Annotated in this window: 21 protein-coding genes; 7 read left to right on the forward strand and 14 right to left on the reverse strand. The window is 43.2% G+C overall.

Annotated elements, in window-relative coordinates:
- The 7 genes from TY16_RS00395 to TY16_RS00425 all read right to left on the reverse strand — a co-directional run.
- The coding region (locus TY16_RS00395) for an MASE3 domain-containing protein (protein WP_043929689.1) at positions 1-1,558 on the reverse strand (1,558 nt) is incomplete at its 3' end.
- Between the two features lie 138 nt (positions 1,559-1,696).
- The gene (locus TY16_RS00400; RefSeq protein ID WP_043929690.1) at positions 1,697-4,831 is read right to left on the reverse strand and encodes an AAA family ATPase; all 3,135 of its coding nucleotides are present in this window, start codon (positions 4,829-4,831) and stop codon (positions 1,697-1,699) included.
- Entirely contained in the window at positions 4,828-5,976 is a 1,149-nt protein-coding gene (locus TY16_RS00405) for an exonuclease SbcCD subunit D (RefSeq protein ID WP_043929691.1), read from the reverse strand. Before TY16_RS00405 ends, TY16_RS00400 begins: the two co-directional genes overlap by 4 nt.
- Before the next feature lie 328 nt (positions 5,977-6,304).
- A complete protein-coding gene (locus tag TY16_RS00410; protein WP_043929692.1) occupies positions 6,305-6,505 on the reverse strand; it encodes a cold-shock protein in 201 nt (66 codons plus the stop codon).
- Between the two features lie 209 nt (positions 6,506-6,714).
- Positions 6,715-6,858: a YvrJ family protein gene (locus TY16_RS00415; RefSeq protein ID WP_043934393.1), complete on the reverse strand. Its 144-nt coding sequence runs from the start codon at positions 6,856-6,858 to the stop codon at positions 6,715-6,717.
- A gap of 119 nt (positions 6,859-6,977) precedes the next feature.
- Positions 6,978-7,196 carry a DUF2922 domain-containing protein gene (locus TY16_RS00420; protein WP_043934394.1) on the reverse strand — a complete coding sequence of 73 codons (219 nt, stop codon included), beginning with the start codon at positions 7,194-7,196 and terminating at the stop codon, positions 6,978-6,980.
- 38 nt (positions 7,197-7,234) lie between these two features.
- Entirely contained in the window at positions 7,235-7,453 is a 219-nt protein-coding gene (locus TY16_RS00425; protein WP_043929693.1) for a DUF1659 domain-containing protein, read from the reverse strand.
- Positions 7,454-8,003: 550 nt separating this feature from the next.
- Here TY16_RS00425 and TY16_RS00430 point away from each other — a divergent pair.
- On the forward strand, positions 8,004-8,279 hold the full coding sequence (locus TY16_RS00430) for a phage holin family protein (protein WP_331281050.1): 276 nt from the start codon (positions 8,004-8,006) through the stop codon (positions 8,277-8,279).
- 475 nt (positions 8,280-8,754) lie between these two features.
- Here TY16_RS00430 and TY16_RS25995 read toward each other — a convergent pair whose 3' ends face one another.
- The 5 genes from TY16_RS25995 to napA form a co-directional block, all read right to left on the reverse strand.
- A complete protein-coding gene (locus tag TY16_RS25995) occupies positions 8,755-8,922 on the reverse strand; it encodes a hypothetical protein (RefSeq protein WP_155922098.1) in 168 nt (55 codons plus the stop codon).
- A 75-nt stretch (positions 8,923-8,997) separates the two neighbouring features.
- Positions 8,998-9,564 carry a 4Fe-4S dicluster domain-containing protein gene (locus TY16_RS00435; protein ID WP_043929694.1) on the reverse strand — a complete coding sequence of 189 codons (567 nt, stop codon included), beginning with the start codon at positions 9,562-9,564 and terminating at the stop codon, positions 8,998-9,000.
- Positions 9,561-9,818 (reverse strand): chaperone NapD, encoded by a 258-nt coding sequence (locus tag TY16_RS00440; protein ID WP_043929695.1) that lies wholly within the window; start codon positions 9,816-9,818, stop codon positions 9,561-9,563. The genes TY16_RS00435 and TY16_RS00440 overlap by 4 nt, the downstream gene beginning before the upstream one ends.
- A gap of 42 nt (positions 9,819-9,860) precedes the next feature.
- On the reverse strand, positions 9,861-10,256 hold the full coding sequence (locus tag TY16_RS00445; protein ID WP_231505670.1) for a nitrate reductase cytochrome c-type subunit: 396 nt from the start codon (positions 10,254-10,256) through the stop codon (positions 9,861-9,863).
- Between the two features lie 18 nt (positions 10,257-10,274).
- Positions 10,275-12,809: a nitrate reductase catalytic subunit NapA gene (napA, locus tag TY16_RS00450; protein WP_043929698.1), complete on the reverse strand. Its 2,535-nt coding sequence runs from the start codon at positions 12,807-12,809 to the stop codon at positions 10,275-10,277.
- Positions 12,810-13,455: 646 nt separating this feature from the next.
- Here napA and qoxA point away from each other — a divergent pair.
- From qoxA to TY16_RS00480, 5 genes are all read left to right on the forward strand, one after another.
- Complete coding sequence (gene qoxA / locus TY16_RS00455; RefSeq protein WP_043934396.1) at positions 13,456-14,424, forward strand: cytochrome aa3 quinol oxidase subunit II; 969 nt, start codon at positions 13,456-13,458, stop codon at positions 14,422-14,424.
- A complete protein-coding gene (gene qoxB, locus TY16_RS00460) occupies positions 14,414-16,396 on the forward strand; it encodes a cytochrome aa3 quinol oxidase subunit I (RefSeq protein WP_043929700.1) in 1,983 nt (660 codons plus the stop codon). The genes qoxA and qoxB overlap by 11 nt, the downstream gene beginning before the upstream one ends.
- On the forward strand, positions 16,386-16,991 hold the full coding sequence (gene qoxC, locus TY16_RS00465) for a cytochrome aa3 quinol oxidase subunit III (RefSeq protein ID WP_043929701.1): 606 nt from the start codon (positions 16,386-16,388) through the stop codon (positions 16,989-16,991). The genes qoxB and qoxC overlap by 11 nt, the downstream gene beginning before the upstream one ends.
- A 1-nt stretch (position 16,992) precedes the next feature.
- Positions 16,993-17,292 (forward strand): cytochrome aa3 quinol oxidase subunit IV, encoded by a 300-nt coding sequence (qoxD, locus tag TY16_RS00470; RefSeq protein WP_043929703.1) that lies wholly within the window; start codon positions 16,993-16,995, stop codon positions 17,290-17,292.
- Positions 17,293-17,897: 605 nt separating this feature from the next.
- On the forward strand, positions 17,898-18,251 hold the full coding sequence (locus tag TY16_RS00480; RefSeq protein WP_043929705.1) for a hypothetical protein: 354 nt from the start codon (positions 17,898-17,900) through the stop codon (positions 18,249-18,251).
- Positions 18,252-18,311: 60 nt separating this feature from the next.
- On the opposite strand, the gene TY16_RS00485 is transcribed toward TY16_RS00480, so the two are convergent.
- Together TY16_RS00485 and TY16_RS00490 are read right to left on the reverse strand one after the other, a co-directional pair.
- Positions 18,312-19,247, reverse strand: a complete 936-nt coding sequence (locus TY16_RS00485) for an aldo/keto reductase (protein ID WP_043929706.1) — start codon at positions 19,245-19,247, stop codon at positions 18,312-18,314.
- 486 nt (positions 19,248-19,733) lie between these two features.
- A complete protein-coding gene (locus TY16_RS00490; RefSeq protein ID WP_043929707.1) occupies positions 19,734-20,069 on the reverse strand; it encodes a hypothetical protein in 336 nt (111 codons plus the stop codon).
- Between the two features lie 722 nt (positions 20,070-20,791).
- Here TY16_RS00490 and TY16_RS00495 point away from each other — a divergent pair.
- Positions 20,792-21,109, forward strand: a complete 318-nt coding sequence (locus TY16_RS00495) for a hypothetical protein (RefSeq protein ID WP_043929708.1) — start codon at positions 20,792-20,794, stop codon at positions 21,107-21,109.
- The last annotated feature ends 56 nt before the right edge of the window (positions 21,110-21,165 follow it).

Below are 21,165 nucleotides of genomic sequence, written 5' to 3' on the forward strand. Positions count from 1 at the left end.
TGATATTTATAAAAATTTGTTTAAGTTGGTTTTTTTCGCAGAGGATTGCTTCTGGCTCGCTTTTAATTTCAATCTTCATTGTGACACCTTTTAATAAGGCTTGCGGCTGCATGAATTTATATACCTGTTCGATAACCTCAAGAACCTCTTCATGAGTATGCGGCCTTGCGTGCGGACGGGCAACGGTCATGAATTCATCGGTGATTATTTCGATCCGGTCGACCTCAGATAACATCAGGTTGACGAAGGTTTTCTTATGCTCGTCCAAATCGGAATTCAAAAGCTGGAGGAAGCCTTTCAAGGTTGTAAGCGGATTCCGTACCTCATGGGCTATTCCTGCAGCAAGTTCCCCTAGGAGACCTAATTTTTCATTATTGCGGATTGCCTCTTCCATTTCTTTAATCCGTGTAATATCCAAAGCAGACCCGATTAGTTCATCCACTCTCCCATTTAGGAAAAGGGGCTTCAGCGATACAAAATATTTGGTAGAATCTAAATCAAACTCATATTCCACAGAATGCCCTTTCTCCCACGCTTCCTGATAATAAACCTCTAGCTTATCATTAAGAGCTGGAATGACTTCTCCCATTGTTTTTCCAGCTACCTCTTGGGGCCGGAGGTTTAACAATCGCAGAATATCACCATTGCAGAAGGTGAAAACGAATCTTCCATCCATTTTTTTTATTTTAAAAATGATTCCATCTACTTCGGAAATAATCAGGTTAAGTTCCTGCTTTGCACGTTGGAGTTCATTTTCTTTTTGTTTGTCATTATCAATTAGCTTAAAAAAAACGCCTTGAAGGACAAAATAATACCCGAAAATTTTGTACAAGTGCCCCATAAAGTTAAGCACATCATATACACTTTGATACATCGTGAAAACTATCTCTGAAAGGAACATGCACAAACAGGCAAGAGCAAGGTACAGGTAAAGGCTTTTACCAGATTTCCGATAAAGAACCAATGTGATGCACATCGCAACTAAATGGAGAATAGAGATAAAATATTCAACACTATTTTTTAAAATGCTAGTTCCTACGCCTTCATTAATAAGAACTGGCAGCATTTCATTAAACATATACACAATTGTTGCCGAAGCCGCAACATATATGAGAGCAACGCTAAGCATAGGGAGCCGCCTATCCTTCTTCCCGGATTGTGATGGAAATCGGAGGATTAGGAGAAACAGGACGGATTCACTTAAGCGTGCAAGTATCCAGAACCAGATTGATTTCTGAGCAGAACTTTCTCCGAATAAATACGGCATGCCGGGAAAAGTAAGCATGTGAAACAAGTCCAAAAGTCCAACGATTAAAAATGAGACAGATAGATAAAGCAGTTGGCTGGATTTAGTATGTTTATACCTTCTCCAGGAATATGTATAAATTGCAAAAGAGATAGCGATCGAGAATAATTCGAAAATTGTATGGAACCCAACAGCATTTCTTGGATTACTGATTGACGCAAGTCTTTCTGTATTAAACACAATAAAGACGAAGGCAAGGCTGATAAAAATTGCATACAAAAGCATCTTCTTTTCCAGTTTTGTTAGTACCATGGCAGCACCGCTTTCGTCTAAAGAAAATTCTGATAAATAAATTATAAACAGAAAAGAATCAGCCGTAAATCCTGTATTTACTTTTTCTACTAATCTCACTTATAGCAAAAAGCCGCAGCGGCTGCTGCGGCTTTCACTCTATACACCGAGTACAAATTCAGTTTTACTTCCTGACTGGGTTGAGATTACCTCGAGCCTTGCATCTATCCGCTCTTTCAGTTCTGGTACGTGTGAAATGATCCCTACTAGCCGGCCGCTTGATTGAATATCAATTAACGTATCAATTGCCTGATCTAGTGATTCCGGATCAAGAGTCCCAAACCCTTCATCTATAAACATAGTTTCGAGCGATACTCCGCCAGCGTGGGCCTGGACTATATCAGCCAGTCCAAGTGCGAGTGACAGAGATGCCTTAAAGCTTTCGCCGCCTGACAATGTTTTGACATGCCTTTCCTGTGCCGTATACTGGTCGAAAACAAGCAGTTCCAAGCCACTCTGGACATTTCCTTTTGAACGGTCGGTTTTCCTTCGAAGCTCGAATCGGCCTGACGTCATTTTTGCCAGCCTTCCATTTGCTTCGCGTAAAATATCGTCGAGGAACGCTGCAAGAACATATCGTTCGAAAGTCAGCTTCTGGCTATTCTGCCCGCGGGCAATGTCTGATAGGTGGCCGAGAACCTTAAATCTATTTTCAAGCTCTTTAACTTCCGCATTCAATGCTTCTACATTTAAGAGAATGTCTTGATTCTGGGTCTTTTTCAAAAATATGTCCCTAGCATTTTGGTTAATTTGGTCCATCTCATCCGCTGCAGCCTTGATTGCAGCAGTTAGACTTTCCAAATCCGGAGGGGTCACTCCTTCAAGATGAGCGAGTTCCGCAAGGCGTTCAGAACAAATTCTCACATCCTGATGATACGTGCTCACTTCCTGTTCGAGCCTTGAGATCTGTATATCAGTCAACCGTGCACCAGCGTATGCGGAATACGTCTCAAACCCTTGCACCAGCATTTGTGTCTTGAATGTTTCTCTTTCTTCGGCCAGTTCAAGTGTTTTCCGCTCATGGTAACGTGCTGCTTCTTCAAGGCGGGCCGATTCGGATCCATGACGCTGGATTGACTCCTGATAGTGCTTCACGGCATTATTAAATCGTTCAAATAAAAGCTCACGTTTTTCCTTCGCCTGCTTGAATGCTTTTTCGTACCTCTCCACGGTCCTAAGTTCTTCCGGTACGACAGTGAGCATTCGCTCAAGCATTGTTTTCAATTCTGCCTCGCGGATGGCAAGCCCGCTTATTGCTGTCCTGCACTCCTGAATTTCCTTTTGTAGCGAAATCTTTTTTTCAACTGAAGCTGCCAGTGCTTTTTCGACCTTGTCCTTGTCAGCTAGCAGTTTGAGGGCCTTTCCTTTTGCTGCCATTAATGACTCCTGCTCCTGTACAAGTGCCGCCCTGAAATCATCTTCCTTGCCCGCCAGATATGCCGAATGGCTGCCGGACAACTCTTCGGCAGTACTCTTTACATCCTCTGATAGTCTTGCAGCAATCATTTTGCTGCCGGAATAGGCAACTTCTGCTTCGCTTTTTTCTCTTTCAAGTGAAGCCGCAAACTGTTTTGCCTTTTTGATGTCCTGTTCATGTGGGATCTCGCTGTTATCATTGGCCGCAGGTAACGGATGATGGGTGCTTCCGCAAACGGGACATGCAGAGCCATCATTGAGTGTAGCAGCCAGTATTGAAGCCTGGCCTTTCAGCCATTTTCCCTCGATTTTTTCGACTTCTTCCCTGGCGGCCTTATAGCGCGTTTCAGCCTGGCTAAAGATCCCCGCTTTTGCTTCTTCATCACGCACTGCCTTCTGATGGCGAGATTTCAACTCCTCCAGCTTGGCAAGGCTTGACAGGCCAGCTTGAACCTTCTCCAACTTATGCTCTGTTTCCAGCTTGGCAATATAAGCTTTTTCTATGTCCGCTTTTTGTAAAAGAAGTGACTGTTCAGTTTGTTCGGTACCGTCAAGATTCTTTTCAGCAAAGGCTTGCTGATCCTTTTTCTTGCCGTGGACAATCCGGATTTTCTCGGTTTCCTTTTGGACGGAGTCTAGTGAAAACACGTCTTCTCTGATGGCTGCGAGTTTATTTTCGGCTTCCGTTGCATGCTGGCGCTCGTGCTCACGTAATTTTTCCTGTTCAAATTCCTTTTCGCGAAGTTCTTTTTGTTCTGTCAATCGCTTCATGTTTTCCCGGAGGGCGTCAGCGGCCCTGGTGGCGTCATCAACCTCTTTTTTCAGGCGGTGGCAAAGCTCTTCCTGCGATGCAAGCAGCGCTGCCTTCCTTGCGAGGGAGATGTGCTTCTCTTTTTCCAAAAAAAGATCTTTCTGGCCTTCGAGATCTTGTTGTTTTGCTTTGAATTCCTCGCGTGCCTTCATTTGCTTGAGAATGTTTTCAGCTGCAAAGTGCTGCTGTTTCAGGTTGTCCTGTTCTAGCTGTTTGGCTTTGGCTTGCTGGCTAAGCGTTTCGATTTCGGCTTGCATCCTCGAGATCTCGCCGCGAAGGAGCGGCAGGATAAGTGTATCGTTGGTGCTTCCTGCTTCAAGGAGTTCCATCAGTTCCTCTGTATAGGCAGCCTGGATTCGTTTTAGCGAGTCGCTCCGTTTACTGGTGGTTTCATCGACTTTTTTCTTTAGTTCCTGCGCTTCGGCTTTCAACTTTTCTTCGACGAGCTTGTAAAGCTGGGTATGGAAAAGGCGCTGCAGGATGACTTCCTTTTCGCGGCTGTCGGAGGTGAGCAGCTTCCGGAATTCTCCCTGAGGTATCATCAGGATTTGCCTGAATTGGTTAGCGTCAATCAGCATGATTTCCTTTATCTTGTCTTCTACTTCGGTAATTTTCGATGCGACCAGTTTTGGCTTGCCGCTGTCGTCCATTTCGTATAGGTAGGCGGTTGCCGGTACTGTTTTGGTACCTTCTCCCCGCTCCTTTTTCCGCTCTTGCTGCGGGGTGCGGACGATGGTATACATTTTACCGCGAAGCGAAAAGTCCAGGGATACTTCGGTTGGCAAATTATCATTTGCAAATTGGCTGCGGAGGTCGGCGCCAGTGCGGTCTTCCCCGCTTGCCTTCCCATAAATCGCGTAGCTGATTGCATCAAATATTGTTGTTTTCCCTGAGCCGGTTTTTCCGGAAATCACAAACATTGTCTTATTTCCGAGTGAGGAAAAGTCGATTTCCTCTCTGCCGGCATATGGGCCAAATGCCTGCATCGTTAGCTTTATTGGCCTCATACCGGCACCTCCTCTTTGACTGCTGTTTCGATGACACTGGAGATGATCGAGCGTTTTTCCTCTGTGAATTCGGACGAGGTCATTTCCTGGTAAAATTGCTCGAACAATTCGAGTTCTGATTTTTTTTGACGGGATTCGCCGATCGAGAAGGATTGCTTTCTCTTTTGGTCCAGGGCATCGATTCTTTTTTCCATATGAAGGACATTAGGGTAAACCTGGCGGAGTTTCCCCATCGGGTCGATCAGGCTGCCTTCATCCAGCAGGGTCACTTTCAAAAAATCATCGCATTTTTGTTTTTCATAAAATGACGGATCAAGCAGTTCATCAATGTATCCTTGAAGCTCGCGCATGTCCTGCTTCGGTGTGAGAGGGCGGAACCGATGATTGAAACTTCCGTCGTTTTCCATTTCAATGATTGAGATACCTTTTTTATGCTTCGCTTCCGAAAAGGAGTATTTCAATAAAGATCCAGAATACTTAATTGTGTTATGCCTAATTGCTTCAGGGCTATGCAGATGGCCTAGTGCTGTGTAGGAAAATGGAGCGAAAAGTTCAGCCCCGACACAGCCGGATGCACCAACGGACAGCAGCCGCTCTGAATCACAGCTTTGTCCGCCGGTGACAAATGCGTGTCCGACAAATATGTTCGGCTCGTTTGGATTGATTGTCTCTTCGATTTTCCCTATGATTGCTTTTGTTGCATCGTGATGTGTGTGGATTGTTGGATCGTCGAGCAATTCTTTGACGACACCAGGCTCGGCATACGGTGCAAGGTAAAAGTTTACTCCATTTATATGTATCGGTTTAAACGAGTCTGTAAGTTTGCCAGATAAGTAGAATTGGCTTTGCTTGTACCATGAGCTCCCAAAGGAAAGACGATCGGCGCTGTCATGGTTTCCGGCTATCGAGATAATCGGCGTTTTGAGTTCGACATTCAAGCGGAACAGGACCTCATCCAATAGGTTTACAGCATCGATTGGTGGTACGGACCTGTCATACAAATCTCCGGCTATGACGACTGCGTCAGGCTTTTCCTCTTCAACAGCTTCAATAAATTGGTTAAGCACTTCACGCTGGTATTCTGTCATGTAGATTCCGTGGACCAGCTTGCCGAGATGCCAGTCGGCCGTATGGATAAATTTCACTTTCTCCACCTCTTCCAAATTTCTCTTATTTCTCTCATTATAAAACATATTGCCGCATGGCGGGGTGTCCCAATTAAAGGAAACAAAGAATAAAAGCGGAAGCGCCTTGGTCATCGCCGTACAAAATGGAGGGACTTCGACTGAGATAAAGGAATCACGAAGAGCGATAGCGATTCGATGATGACTTATCGTAGGGAGGAGGCCTGAAGTTTGCTAGGCGATAGGCGCTGGAGCTAGACGTAGACACGCTTGATTTTATAAATACCTAAATTATCAAAAAAACAGCCAGGCAATTTCGCCAGGCTGTTTTTGTATAGGATTCGTTCAATTATAATTTCGTTACGTTAGCTGCTTGAGGTCCGCGTGCACCTTCAACTACTTCGAAGGATACCTCTTCGCCTTCTTCCAATGTTTTGAAGCCTTCGGATTGAATTGCGGAAAAGTGAACGAATACATCGTTTCCATCTTCAGCTTCGATAAATCCAAAACCTTTTTCAGCATTAAACCATTTTACTTTACCGTTTTTCATGTAAAAAAATCCTCCTATTGGCTTATTATAGCCATGCGTAAAATTTTGCCATTTACACTGGAGAGAGCATACGAGACGCTTCCCATTCAAACTGGTTTGGCACCTTTGAATAAGCACGTTGTTTGCATTCAATTCAGTGCAACGGCTTCTTTGAATGTACCATCTCAGCTAAGCCTCTGTCAAGATTTGGGGTCTTGACAGGTTGGTTTTTATAGACTTTCCTTCAATTTTGCGGGCAGTTCCTGGATCGATTGAACAACCATATCAAGTCTGGTTTCAATCCGGTATAACAGGTACAGTGTCACAACGATTGGAAAGCCGACTTCACTTATGATTGGCACGAATTGATCCATTTCCACCACCTCCCTTAAGTCAATTATTGAAGAGAAGCCGGCTTCAATTTGAATCCGGCTTCTCATTTACCTTCATTAATGGGCAGGAAGCTCCCCATCCTAATTAAAATTTTACTTTATTACACGATTTCGTAGTCTGTGACATTGCGTTCGATTACCCTGGCACTTTCAACTGCAGTGTAATTTCCATTCGGAGAATGGAATGCATTTGAAGCAATGATTTGTTCCATTGATTGCTTAACGACAGCCTGGTCAATTGGCTCTTTTGGATTATCAATTGCCAACCTCGAAACCTTTCCAGTTTCCGTCATAAAGTTCAGCTCTAGTGTTTTGGCCATCATGTTTCACCTCCTTCCTTAAAAGGTTCTTTAACCCATTAGCCCAGAATCTCGGAGCGGTCATTCCTTTCCACTGAAGTAAGCGGGTCTACGCATAGAGCTGCAAGTGCGATAGCAGCCTGGTGCATTTGATCCGGTGTCGCTTCTTTCTTCAGGTTGGTAAAGGTTTTTGACTTAAAGATCGGCTCTCCTTTCACGTCGACGCCCGTTTCGAACACTAGTCGAAGTGTTGATTGAGCAAGAATTGCTTGTGCCATGTCCATCACCTCCTTTCACCCTTTATATATAGATGAACAGGCAAAAAGGACATGGTCTAAAAAAAATTTTATCTTTTTTTCGATTTTAAGATATAGTTTCAATTGTCTATTGCAGTAACAAGCTTTAATTAAATCGATATTTTTACTATGTAGCACGCACCCTATCACAGGATTTATCCGATTTACTATTGGCGACCCGACACCACTTCATTTGCCTTGCAAGGTCGTCAAGAACCTCTATTGGCGACCCGACACCACTTTATTTGGCTCATAGAGTCGTCAATACGCTCTGTTACACAACGCTATTTATTACGGCTGCATATAAGAATCCCCCCTGGTGAAAGTGCACTGCACAAGGAAAGCTTCCAAATATAAACCTATTATCAAACTGTTAGCTAAGGATTTTAAAACAATCTTCGCGCTCCCCTTCAATTTTGTAAAAAATCAACAAGCAGCCGTAAAAAAGCCTTTACTAAAAATATTTGAATGGTTGGGGTTATGTACAAGCCATCTCTTTACTTGTCCCATAAAGTGTTAGGGGAGGTGAAAAATGATGGATTTACTGCAGTTTTTAAATCAAAATTACTTTTTTCTTGTGCCGGTTTTATGGGTGATTGGATACGCATTGAAGCAGACTCCAAAGGTACCGGATTGGGCAATTATCTGGGTGTTGTTTGGACTTTCGCTTGTCCTTGCAGGCCTGGGTTTTGGTTATACGATTGAGGCTATAACAAATGGAATAATTGCAACTGGAGTCGCAGTATTTGGACAGCAAGCGGTTAAGCAATTAGCCGAAGCGAAAAGCTTAAAATCAAAAAAGAAGTAAGAAAAGCGGAAGTGCCTTCGTGACAGGCAAAAACCGCCTCGAGCCAGGCAAAGAGCCGCCTGTCTCTGCGATGTTAATTCACGGATGCTTTCCTTTGTGTCCCTGCGATGAATATTCTCAGAAGCTTTCCTTTGTGGTCAGCGCCGTATGGACTCCTCGAAAATCCTCATTACGCTATCGCGTAATTTCGTGCGATGTATTTCGGGGACGCTTTCCTTGTGCTATCACTTTTTCTTCGTGCGATGCTGATGCTGCCGAAGCCTTCCTTGTGGAGGGCCTCGACGGAGATAAAGGAAACACGATGGACGCTAGCGAATTGAAGTTGACTTATCGTAACGAGGGGACCGAAGTACACTAGGCGCTAGGCGCTCCTCCAGTGAGCTATCGCGTAATTTCGTGCGATGCAATTTCGGGGAAGCTTTCCTTGTGGAACTAAACAGTAATAGAAAAGACGATGCAGACTTGCTGCATCGTCTTATTTTTTATTTGTCATATTACGGATGTTGCGATTTCGTTCGCCGCCATCGGATAGTTCCTCTGAAAATTCATGCTCCTCGTTTTTCCCAACCAGATTTGAACTTTTTATCGTGTTTGGAAGCAGATTATTGTTGGGCGCTCCCTGCTCATCCCATTTTACCATCATACCCACCACTTTCCTGTGTTTTCCATAGTTAGTATGACGTAAAATGCGAGGAAACATGCACAGAGTAAAAGCACTCTAGTCAGCTACAAAAGGATTCACGATCATCCCTTTGTATTCAGCGATACATCCCTGGACACACAGCCCACAGCCATTGCAGTCCTCCTCAGCAATGGCAGGCTTTCCTGCTAGGATTCGGATTGCACTGCCTTTTTTCGGACATGCACGATAACAAGAGTCGCACATGACTTCTTTATAGGCTAGGCAGTTTTCCTCTATCACTGAGGCTGTGCCAAGCTTTGGTCCGAATGAAAAATTCTCCTCGCTCAGGGCTCCATCCGCGCATACGTCAACACACTTCCCACAAAACGTACATGGTAAGTCATTTGGGTCAAGGTACGGAGTCATAGCGAGCTTTGCACCGCTGGCAGCCGAAAATAATGAAATTGTTTGTTCTGGACAAGCGTCCTTGCAAAGACCGCATCGGGTGCATGAAGAGATGAATTCCAGCTCGGACCCTGCACCCGGGGGCCTGAAGAAATCACGTTCATCTTCAACCTGCGGGATAATTGCGTTACCGAGGAAACCAACCGCGCTTTTCCAGTTCAACGCAAGGAAAGCGCGCCTGCTCAGCCGTTCGCTCACAATAGCTGCTCTCCTTTATAATAGGGTTCATCCTCAAAGTTGCTATAAACAAGACAGATTGCCAAAACACCATCCACTTTCTTAAATGAATCAGCCAGCTTATAGCTCTCATCAAGAGTAACCGTTTCAATGGCCAGGACGATTTTATTTCCTTCAACATGATGTACTTCAACGCCCGGGAGCCTGTTAATTTCATTCGCCGCTAATTCTGCTTTTCCATCAATCGTAACAATATAAAGTCCAGAGATGACCATTAAGCCGCTTCCTTTCTAGATGCTGAAATTTTCACAAATCTATTACTTTTCACGGTTAAATGCCGGTTTCTTGTCGTTCTGCGTGACATGGCACTGAATACAATTATCCCTGAAAATCTTACCTTTTGTATTTTCCTCGTAAAAATGATTCTTTGAAGGGGTTGGCGCACCTGTCCCTTCCACCCCATGGCACGCAAGGCAGCTTTCATGGCGCAGCTCCGGGTTCCATCTATTAATATGGTCAGCAGGCTGGGTTGGCGGCGGACTGATCAGCTGCATCGTGGCCGCATCCTGCCTTCCGTCCTCACTCAATTGGATTAGGCCTGCAGTTTGAGTTTTCGGCACAACTGCTTCCTGGCTTGCAGTGTATAATTTTGATGATCCGATCGCGGCAATAAGGACAAGAATGAACAAACCTAAAAAGCTTAATTCTTTCATTTTCAATGACCTCTCCCCCTATGCCTTTACGACCTTGACGGCGCATTTTTTATAATCAGGCTGTTTGGATATCGGGCAATAACAATCTAAAGTGACAAGGTTGATCAATGTTTCTTCGGCAAAGAATGGAACATATATCAATCCCTTCGGCGGATTGCCTCTTCCCTTCGTGACTGCCTTAATCTCAACCTCGCCACGCCGTGATACGACTTTGACCTTATCTCCTTCATTAATTCCGAGAGCCTTGGCATCATCAGGATGTATTTCACAAAGGGCTTCCGGCATTGCGCGGTGCAATTCTGGCACACGCCTTGTCATTGAGCCGCTGTGCCAGTGTTCAAGCACCCTTCCTGTACACAGCCAGAATGGATAGTCTTTGTCCGGGATTTCTGCGGCATCCTCGAATGGCCGGAAAAGAACAGATGGCCTATGTTCGGCAGATTTATAAAAATCGATATTATCGTATTTGCCTTTTGTCCCAAACTGTTCGATGCCAATCTGGTCAAAGCCGTCTTCCTGCTTCCCATCAGCGTAACGCCAATTGGTTTCAACCCACGTACCGTTGATATTTCTAACCGGCCAGCACAATCCCTTTTTGACATACTCCTCATATGGTGCCATTTGCTTTCCGAGAAGCTTCAGCTTTTTGCCCAGCTCCTGCACTTCTGGATTTTTATGCTCATGAGGGTTCGTGAACTGGCGGTATTCCTCCCAAAGGAGTTTATTTACTTCACGCTGATCCTCGATCATGTCTGCCTTTCCCTTATCCCAAATCATACCGAACAGCACATCAAACGCAGGTTTATCGTCAATTTTCCTGCCATCAAGAACTCTTTTTGCTACCTGGACAATGGTCCATAAATCCCATTTTGCCTCACCAGGTGCATCGATGCATTTTTCAAAAACATTTGTCCGCCGCTCGGCATTTCCGAATTGGCCCTCGCGTTCTACCCACATAGCGGCAGGAAAAACAACATCGGCAAGCTCGGTGGAGCGGGTCGGATACACCTCTGAGACAACAATAAAACCGTCAAGAACTCCTTTACCGTCAGCATCATTTCCACGGAAGCGGTTCAGCTTTGGCATCGTTTGCCCCCAGTTGTTCGACATGCTCCAAAGGAACTTCACATTCCCTTTTCCGAGTTCACGGAACATTTTCACAGTATGATAGCCTGGCTTCTCAATTGGATCCAAATATCCTTTTGGCAGGTTCCAGATCAACTCGGAATAGCGGCGGTGCTCAGGATTTTTAACGACCAGATCCGCAGGCAAGCGATGGGAAAAGACCCCGACTTCCCGGGCAGTGCCACAGGCGCTTGGCTGTCCTGTTAAGGAAAATGGCCCGCTTCCTGGTTTTGAAATTTTTCCGGTCAATAAATGAAGATTGTAAATGAGGTTGTTAATCCAGGTTCCTCGCGTGTGCTGGTTGGCGCCCATTGTCCAAAGGGAAACGATTCTTTTCGATGGGTCCGCAAATTCATTTGCCAAAGCTTCGAGATCTTTAGCAGGAACACCGGATAATTTCTCAACATACTCGAACGTATATGGCTTAAGCTTTTCCTTGTACTCTTCGAAACTAATAACCCAGTCTTTGTCAGCGGAAGCACCAGGCTCTGTTACATCGTAATCATCCTTGAAGGAGTGCCCAAGGTTTTCAGTACCAGCTTTGAACTGAAGATGTTCCTTTGTGAATTTTTTATCATACTTGTCATTTAGAACAAGATAGTTCGCAATTGCATTTGCAATGGCCAAATCGGTTTGCGGCCTGAAGACCATTTTCACATCGGCGGTTTCGGAGGTGCGCGAAACCCGAGTGGTCAAATCATAGTGCTTCGTCCCTGGCTCGCTAAGCTTTCGTGCCGTCAAACGCGAATACAAAACGGGATGCATCTCGGCCATATTGGCTCCCCATGTCACAAAGACATCGGCTTCATCCAGGTCCCTGTACGAGCCCATTGGTTCATCCGATTGAAACGTGGACATAAAGCCGGTTACGGCACTCGCCATGCAAAGACGCGCATTCGGATCGATATTATTGCTCAGGAGGCCGGCCTTCCAAAGCTTTACACTTGCATATCCTTCCATGATGGTTTGCTGTCCAGAACCCCAAAAGGCAATTGATTTCGGGTCCTTTTTGTACGCTTCCAACAGTTTAGTTGATACAAGGTCTAGTGCTTCTTCCCAGGTTGCTTCCCTGAAGCCTTCCATTGTTCCCTTTTTTGATTTATCTTCGCGAATGAGAGGCTTAGTCAGCCTGTCGTTGCCAAAAAGAATTTTTCCGACGTAGTAGCCCTTAACACAGTTTAGCCCCTTGTTTGAACCATTTTCCGGATCTCCTTTCGTAGCGATCACCTTTCCATCCTTCACGCCAACCAGGATTCCACAGCCGGTTCCGCAAAAACGGCAGACCGTCTTTTTCCATTCATCTGGTTCTATTGAAGCAGCCTTGGCTTGGGCACCCGCTGGCTTAGCTTCTTTTTGCTGACAACCGGCAGCTGCCATTGCCATTGAAATAGCAGTGGCTTTCAATAACGTTCTTCGTTTTATTTCCATTGCCTTTCCCCCTGTTAGTTTAATCACACTACTTCAATCGTAGATTGGGAAGAAAGTAAGTTCAAACCAGGAAGGAAGCTGTTAACAATTTCTCCAAATCTTTGTGACAACATTTCGCACTTTTTAAAATTCGCTTTTAACATCTTATTCATAGGTAAAAATTCGATTGCTTTACTTACACGATTTTATATGGCATTCTAGATACGGTTTTATGGAGAAAACTGATTGGCCAATCACAATAATCCTTACTGTTTGCATGGAATATCACCTTTCCGATAAACTTCCTAAATAATTTGTCAGTTTTATTTGTGAATCATTTCACTAAGCCAAGTTTTTAATAAAGTTTTAGTGTATTCTTTTTTTAAAATTGCAATGGAATTTTGGTGAATCTTGGTTTTACATTAAATGTTTTCATAAATTGTTCACAATTGAACATACTGTGACAAATTAGACTTATGCTAGAATAGGAGTATGAGCAAGTGTGATAAAAATCACAATCTTCCACTGTTTACCTTATTTAAAATAATAGTTTGCATGTTATAACTATAGTCTGAGATTGTGATTGCTATCATGCAACCAAATTTCGAGGGGAGAGGACGAAGTGAAGAAAAAGAGTTTGTTAGGTTCATTGATTGCGATTTTATCAATGGCTGTCCTGAGCGGATGTGAACAGCTTGTTGTATTTGATCCGCAGGGTCCTGTTGCCAGGGAACTTGCCGGGCTGATCAACTATTCAATCCTACTGATGTCAATAGTTGTTATAGTTGTGTTCGCGCTGCTCGTTATCATTGTTTGGAAATACCGTGAGAGAAAAGACAATATGGATTACGAGCCTCCCGAAGAGCACGGCAGCAAGGCATTGGAAATTACTTGGACAATTATCCCTATTATCATTGTTATCGCCTTGACTATACCTACCATTAAAACGATTTATGCAGTTGAAGATATTCCAAAAGGTTACGAAGATCAAGAACCGTTAGTGATCCATGTAACATCAGCTGACTGGAAATGGATCTTCAGCTATCCCGAGGAAGGTATTGAAACGATTAACTATGTTAATATCCCGGAAGACCGGCCAATTGACTTCCGGTTAACTTCTGCCGGTACCATGCAGAGCTTTTGGATTCCATCCTTAGCTGGGCAGAAGTACACGATGGCAAAGGCTGAAACACAGCTTTACCTTGTTGCGGACAACCCAGGTTCTTATGTTGGTAAAAACACCAACTTTAATGGACAGGGATATGCTGGTATGGAATTTGAAGTACTTGCACAAACACAAGAAGAGTTTGACGAGTGGGTAACTGAGGTTAAGGAAACTGCTCCAAAGCTTACAGAACAAGAGTATGAAAAAAAGCTTGAGCCTTCCCACCTTGGCCGTGAAACATTTTCAAACACTCACCTTGAGTGGGTTGATCACTCTGACCCTAACTCACCAAACTACTTGAACCCGGAAATGTATGACCGCGGTCATGGCTGGAAGGGCGAAGTGTTTGAAGACGAAAACAACTATAAAAATGATTCAAAAACTACCGATAAGAGCCAGGATGGCCATGAGGGCCACGAAGGCATGAATCATGAAGAAACTTCAGATGGAGGTGACCATAGTGGGCATTAAATGGGATGAATTTTTTGTCACTGGTGATCCATTAATCTTTGCGTCTCAGATTGCGATATTCTTGACAGCAATTGGTATCGTTGCCGCCCTCACTTATTTTAAAAAGTGGAATTGGCTATGGACGAATTGGCTGACAACTGTTGACCATAAGAAACTCGGAATTATGTATATCCTCATGGGTGTGCTTATGTTTTTCCGAGGCGGAGTAGACGGCCTGATGATGAGGGCTCAAACCTCCGTACCAGAGAATGAATTCTTAAATGCACAGCACTATAATGAAGTATTTACAACACACGGCGTTATTATGATTCTGTTTGTTGCAATGCCGTTGTTAATTGGTTTAATGAACTTTCTCATTCCGCTGCAGATCGGCGCACGCGATGTTGCCTTCCCGCAGCTAAATGCTTTGAGCTTCTGGTTAACATTCGCAGGTGCGATGCTCTTCAACATTTCATTTGTTATTGGCGGATCACCTGACGCAGGCTGGACATCCTACTTCCCTCTCGCCGGCAAGGAGTTCAGTCCAGGTATTGGGAATAACTTCTATGCTGTCGGACTGCAGATTGCTGGTGCAGGTACTTTAATGTCCGGGATTAACTTTGTTGTGACTGTCCTAAAAATGAGGACAAAAGGCATGACATTGATGAAGATGCCAATGTTTACATGGACATCCTTCGTATCTTCTTTGATTATTGTCGCTGCCTTCCCTATCTTTACCGTTGCGCTCGCGCTTATGACTTTTGACCGTATTTTCGGAACCCACTTCTTTACGGTTTCCGGCGGCGGTATGGATATGCTTTGGGCAAACCTGTTCTGGCTTTGGGGACACCCGGAAGTCTACATTGTTGTCCTCCCTGCCTTTGGTATACTGTCTGATGTTATTTCGACTTTCGCACGTAAGACTCTTTATGGTTACGCATCGATGGTAATTTCCATCCTGGCGATTTCTGTCCTGAGTATGGTTGTATGGGTTCACCACTTCTATACAATGGGTAACAGTGCAGGAGCCAACTCCTTCTTCTCGATTACAACAATGGCTATTGCGATACCGACGGGAATTAAAGTATTCAACTGGCTGTTTACGATGAGAAAAGGGCGAATTAAATTTACTACCGCGATGATGTGGGCACTTGCCTTTATCCCATGCTTTGTTATCGGCGGGGTAACTGGCGTCATGCTTGCGAGTGCAGCTGCTGACTACCAATATCACAACACATTGTTCCTGGTAGCCCATTTCCACTACACTCTCATACCGGGCGTTGTTTTCCCTATCTTTGCCGGCCTATATTACTGGTGGCCTAAAATGTTCGGTTTCATGCTCAACGAGAAAATCGGGAAATGGCATTTCTGGCTGTTTGTTATCGGCTTTAACCTGACATTCTTCCCAATGTTCTTCCTTGGGCTTGATGGTGCAGTACGCCGTGCCTATACGTATTCTGCAGAAACCGGCTTCGGGCCATTGCAGATGCTTTCATTTGTTGGTGCATTGATCCTGGCAGCAGGCTTTGGAGCACTTTGCTACAACATCTACTACAGCTGGAAGAACGCAGACCGCAATATTGGAAACGATCCTTGGGATGCGCGTACGCTTGAATGGGCGACAGCTACACCAGTTCAGCATTATAACTTTGCTTTCCTTCCTGAAGTAAAGACTCGTGATGCATTCTGGCACATGAAAAAGAACAACGAAATTACAAAACTTCCTCTTGAGGAAAAAGATATACAGGAAATTCACTTGCCTAGCAATACTTGGATTCCACTTTATATGGGTATGGTTTCCTTGCTAGCAGGATTCCTTCTCGTCTTTGAATGGAAAGTTGCTGCAGGTATTGCGTTACTCGCATTCTTTGCGGGCATGGCCTTCCGTTCCTTCGATTATGATGAAGGTTTCCATGTCCATAAGGATGAAATTGTTAAGACTGAAAACGGCTGGAGAACACCAGGTAAAGGAGTGAAGAACCATGTCGGCTAAAACAAATGCTGCATTGCCATTGGAATATCAGACACACCAAAACCAAATGAATATTCTTGGCTTCTGGGTTTTCATCCACGCCGAGATCGTTCTGTTTGCAACATTATTCGCTGTTTATGGCATCCTTGGTGAACGGTATGCCGGCGGCCCTACCCAGCAGGATCTTTTCATTGTAAAAGATGTCCTGATTATGACATTCCTTTTGTTAACGAGCAGTTTTACAATGGGAATTTCAATTTGGGAAATGCGCCGCAACAACATGAAAGGCATGCTAACTTGGCTGGCCCTTACCCTTCTGCTCGGCGGGGGATTCCTCTTCATGGAAATTAAGGAATTCATGCACTACGTCGATCTGGGTGCAACTTGGCAAACCAGCGCCTTCCTATCAAGCTTTTTTGTTCTGCTTGGTACCCACGGAGTTCACGTTTCGATCGGGATTGGCTGGGCTATTCTGCTTGCCATCCAGTTTTTGAAGCGCGGCATCACGACTGTTACAGCACGAAAGATTTTCATCTTCGGTCTGTACTGGCATTTCCTTGATGTTGTCTGGATCTTTATTTTCACATTTGTTTATTTAGCAGGGTTGGTGTCTTAATATGAAAAATAACACTAGAAGTTTTCCATTAAGCAATGTCCTTGGTTTCCTGCTTTCCCTTGTATTAACATTCGGTGCTGCATGGGTTGCGTTGGAAACATCCTTGCCGGTGCAAACGATTATGTGGTTTATTGGTACGCTGGCAGTTATCCAGGCAGCCATCCAGCTTTACATGTTCATGCACTTGACTGAGGGCGGAAATAAAGTTGTCAACAACATCAACGTAATGTTCTCCGCTTTCATGATTATCGTGATTGTAGCTGGAACTATCTGGGTATTGACCTCAGGGCATTCACACTAATTTAAAAAAGCCATTCGCTACCTTGCGAATGGCTTTTTTGTTTCGATTTGGAAAAAACCAAGCTCCCCCGCAGTGGCAGCCTGGTTTTTTAATGAATTTGCTTCAGCACCTGCCGGCTGTAGTACTCGTGACCATTCACCGCTAAACAGCTGCTTCCGCCTTTTGTTGTGTTTATCTTTTTCCGCCTCTGATAAGCCTCAATTGTGGCTGTACTATGCTTCCTTCTCTTTTGAAAATGGTAAACATAGAAAAATTGAATAACGCCAAAAAGAAGGCCAACACCATTTGTTGATATGCGTGAGTGTATAAAAGGACAAAAATGCTTGCACAACAATAAACCCCTAGAGCCAAATAAAAATACTTAAGGATTTGACCCATTAACCATCCCCCCAGATGTTTGGTATTTACTATATTAACAGAATTAATAGTAAATTGTCACAAAATGTTCAAATTTTAATGAAACTTTTTTTCGACTTTTTTCTATGCTTCGCTGTCACTAATTCGCCAATATTTGTGATTTTTCTCAAGAAATTCCTCCTAAAATGAAGGACTCTGGCAGTCAAAACTCGAACCTTTTAGAGTAGTTAAATAAAGGAGGAGATTAGATGAAGAAGAAATTACTTGCTATGTTGTTCAGTGGAGCCATTGCGTTTGGAGTATTTGCGGTTCCGGGGAATGTGGTGAAAGCTGAGGAGCCATGTGCATGTCATGAAATAGGTCCAGTTACAGGTGAGGTTAGAAATCAAATTGTTGCAGAATTGCTCAGTAGTGATGCTTTTAAAACAAAAAAAGCAGAGCTGATGGCATCTGGTTCAATTTGGACCGGGGCTGTCGCAATTGAAGTAGTGGTACCGAAAGAAGGAATGATTATGGTAGGTGTTCCTTTTAAGAGTCCTACTGGCTCAACTGTATTCCATGTATTTATTAACGGCATATATGCAGGTCCTGTACCAATGTAAATAATACGCAAAAGGGAGCGGCCAAAAGCCGCTCCCCTTTTACTTCTCCTATTTAACTACTTATATTAACTCTTTAAAGTTTTGGTCGATTTGGTCAATTTCGTCCTTTGTCAGATTTACCTCAAGTGTCCTCAAGTTACGCAAAACCTGCTCCGCCTTCTTTGCACCAGGAATGATGGCGTCAATTGCGTCTCTCGACAAATACCAGGCTAGCACGATATGCGAGACCTCTACCCCTTTTTCTTGAGCGATTTTTCGGATGCGCTCTACTTTCTGTATATTCCTTTCATATACACCTTCCTTAAAATACTTCCCTCGCTTTCCGCTTACATCGGTATTCAGGTCATACTTACCTGTCAAAAGCCCTGATGCGAGTGGAAAATATGGCACATATGAGATTCCGTGCTGTAAAGCGTATGGAAATAACTCTATCTCAGCCGAGCGGTTGATTAAATTGTACTCACCCTGATAAACGTCCACATGACCATCTTTATTTGCTTCTTTCAACTGGTCAATTGAAAAGTTCGATACCCCTATTGCACGGATTTTCCCTTCATCCTTTAGTTTCTTTAATACACCTACAGCTTCATCTTTAGATGTATCCTTGTCCGGAAAATGAATGTAAAACAAATCTATGTAATCGGTTTGCAGCCGCTGAAGGCTATCTTCCACCGATTGTTTTAAAAAGGAAGGTGAATTATCATGCACAACATCTTTACCAACAAATTTGTAAGATGCTTTTGTCGCAATTACGACTTCAGACCGTACACCAAGTTCTTTAACCACTTCCCCGATCAGCTCTTCGGAACGTTTTGGCCCATACATAAAAGCTGTATCAATAAAGTTTAACCCATTGTTGATACCTGTCCTGAGTAATTCACGTCCTGCTTCCTCATCAGCATCCGGATATATATTGTGGCCTCCAACATAGTTAGTTCCCAGCCCAACCGGGTTTATAAAAAGCTCTGTCTTGCCTAGTCTTACTCTCATTGTCATGCTTTCAACTCCTCACTTGTGCCTGTGTTCATCATAACAAACCGCAATTCACTTTAAAAACCAAATGAAATATCAATCCCCTATAAATATTGAATTGGGTTGTTATGTTCTTACCTTCCTTGTTTTGTATTAAACATCTAGTTCCTTAATCTTCCCACACCTACAGTACATATAAGTTAACCAAAGACAAATACTTGAATGTCTTTCTTTTAACAGTACGCATTTGGGGTGCTGGAGACGAAAGTGTAGTGAGGGCCGCCCCTGATCATTGGTTGCATAGTCATGCTCATGTACCAGAGGCTAGTGAATTGAATTTAAAATAGTTACATGACTATGTATGGGATGGTTGTTTATCACTATTTTTTTCAGGTAAGGAGTAGTAAGGGTCTGGCCCGGACCATTAGGTGGATAGTCATGCTCATGTACCGGAGGCTAGTAAATTGAATTAAAAATAGTTACATGACTACTTGGGAAAATTATTTATTACTATTTTTCTTGAATGACGAATCCACTGCAATCCATGCTAACAGATTCCCATGGGGGCGCCGGCAGGACATTAGGCCCGACAAAAAAGAAATTAAATTCATCCCGGCCTTCCTGGATAAGCTTCTCAGGATCTTGATTAAGGGCAAGAAGAAACTCCTTTATTATTGCGCCTCCAGCACTGTTTTCAGCTAAGGTTTGAGAGTTTTGATCAGCATTCAATGCCTCTGCCCTGTCTATATCAGGTGCTGCATCAAGAAGAAAGCGGAGAAAGCTGTTCATATAATATCTGGTTAACAAACTATTCTGGTCGTCGGCCAAGCTTTTAGCTTCAATCATTTTTTCACCGCCAATTCCACCATTTTCAACTTGCTTTCAATGTAAAATATATCCATGATCACTTTTCATTTTACATGATTTTTAACTATGCTCAGAATTTCACAAATAAGATTCTAATACTGTTCAAAATCTTATTACCGAATTATGAACAATGAGAATGAAAGTCAGTGTTTTCTTAAGATAACATCCTCTTGAAATCTCTATTAAAAATTTCTTTAGCTTAGTTTACTTGTCAGAAGTTAGTCTGGGATTAAGTACCCATTAAATTTTTCTTAAATAATATTAAATAAATAAAATGAAAAGTGCACCCAAAATTGTTTTATTTAGAGTGAATTAATCAGAATTTTTTCATGCAAAAAAGTCCAATGTTACTTAATCATATGTTAAAATAATATTAAGTAACATAGTAAAGAAGATTGCAAAGCTTTTTTCTACCTTTTTGGACACAAAAATCAGCACTCCTCCACTTTGCAGAGCATTAATCGCAGCACTCTATTCTTTTAACTCACCTAACAATTCCATGAATAACACCCTAGGCGTAATACTCCATTTACTCGGTTTTACTATAACTCTTCTCTGCAAATGATCTAAAGGAGATATTTAGCATTACTTCTAATAAATTGGAGGTACTGACCAATTTATGAATGGTACTTCCTATAACGGTTTCCCTTGGATCTTCAATCGGATATAAACTCTTTTCATTCACCTTAAGGAGGGATTTAATGAATATTGGAATTGGCATTATCTTGTTAATCTATTTGATGATCGTCGCGTTTGGGTTTATAGCTTATATATATTTCTCAAAACAGAGCAGAACTGGCTATTTAGTAATAAACAAATCTTATACGAATGCTTTGTTAGTCCTTTTTATTACCATTGTTTTGGCCATTACAATGATTATACTCCCTTTCATTCCTGTTGATAAAAGCTCTGCGGGCCAGTTAATCCTCGGTAGCAAGATTATTTCCCTCTTAACCCTTTGCGTCAGCTTGTTTGTATTAAGCAAGAGATACTTTAAACAACCCCCCTACTCTAAATAAAATATGGACAATGATCATGTGCATACCCTATATCAGAACTATCCTTTAGGAGAATT

Source organism: Bacillus sp. EB01 (assembly GCF_000613125.1).
GTDB lineage: Bacteria > Bacillota > Bacilli > Bacillales > Cytobacillaceae > Bacillus_D.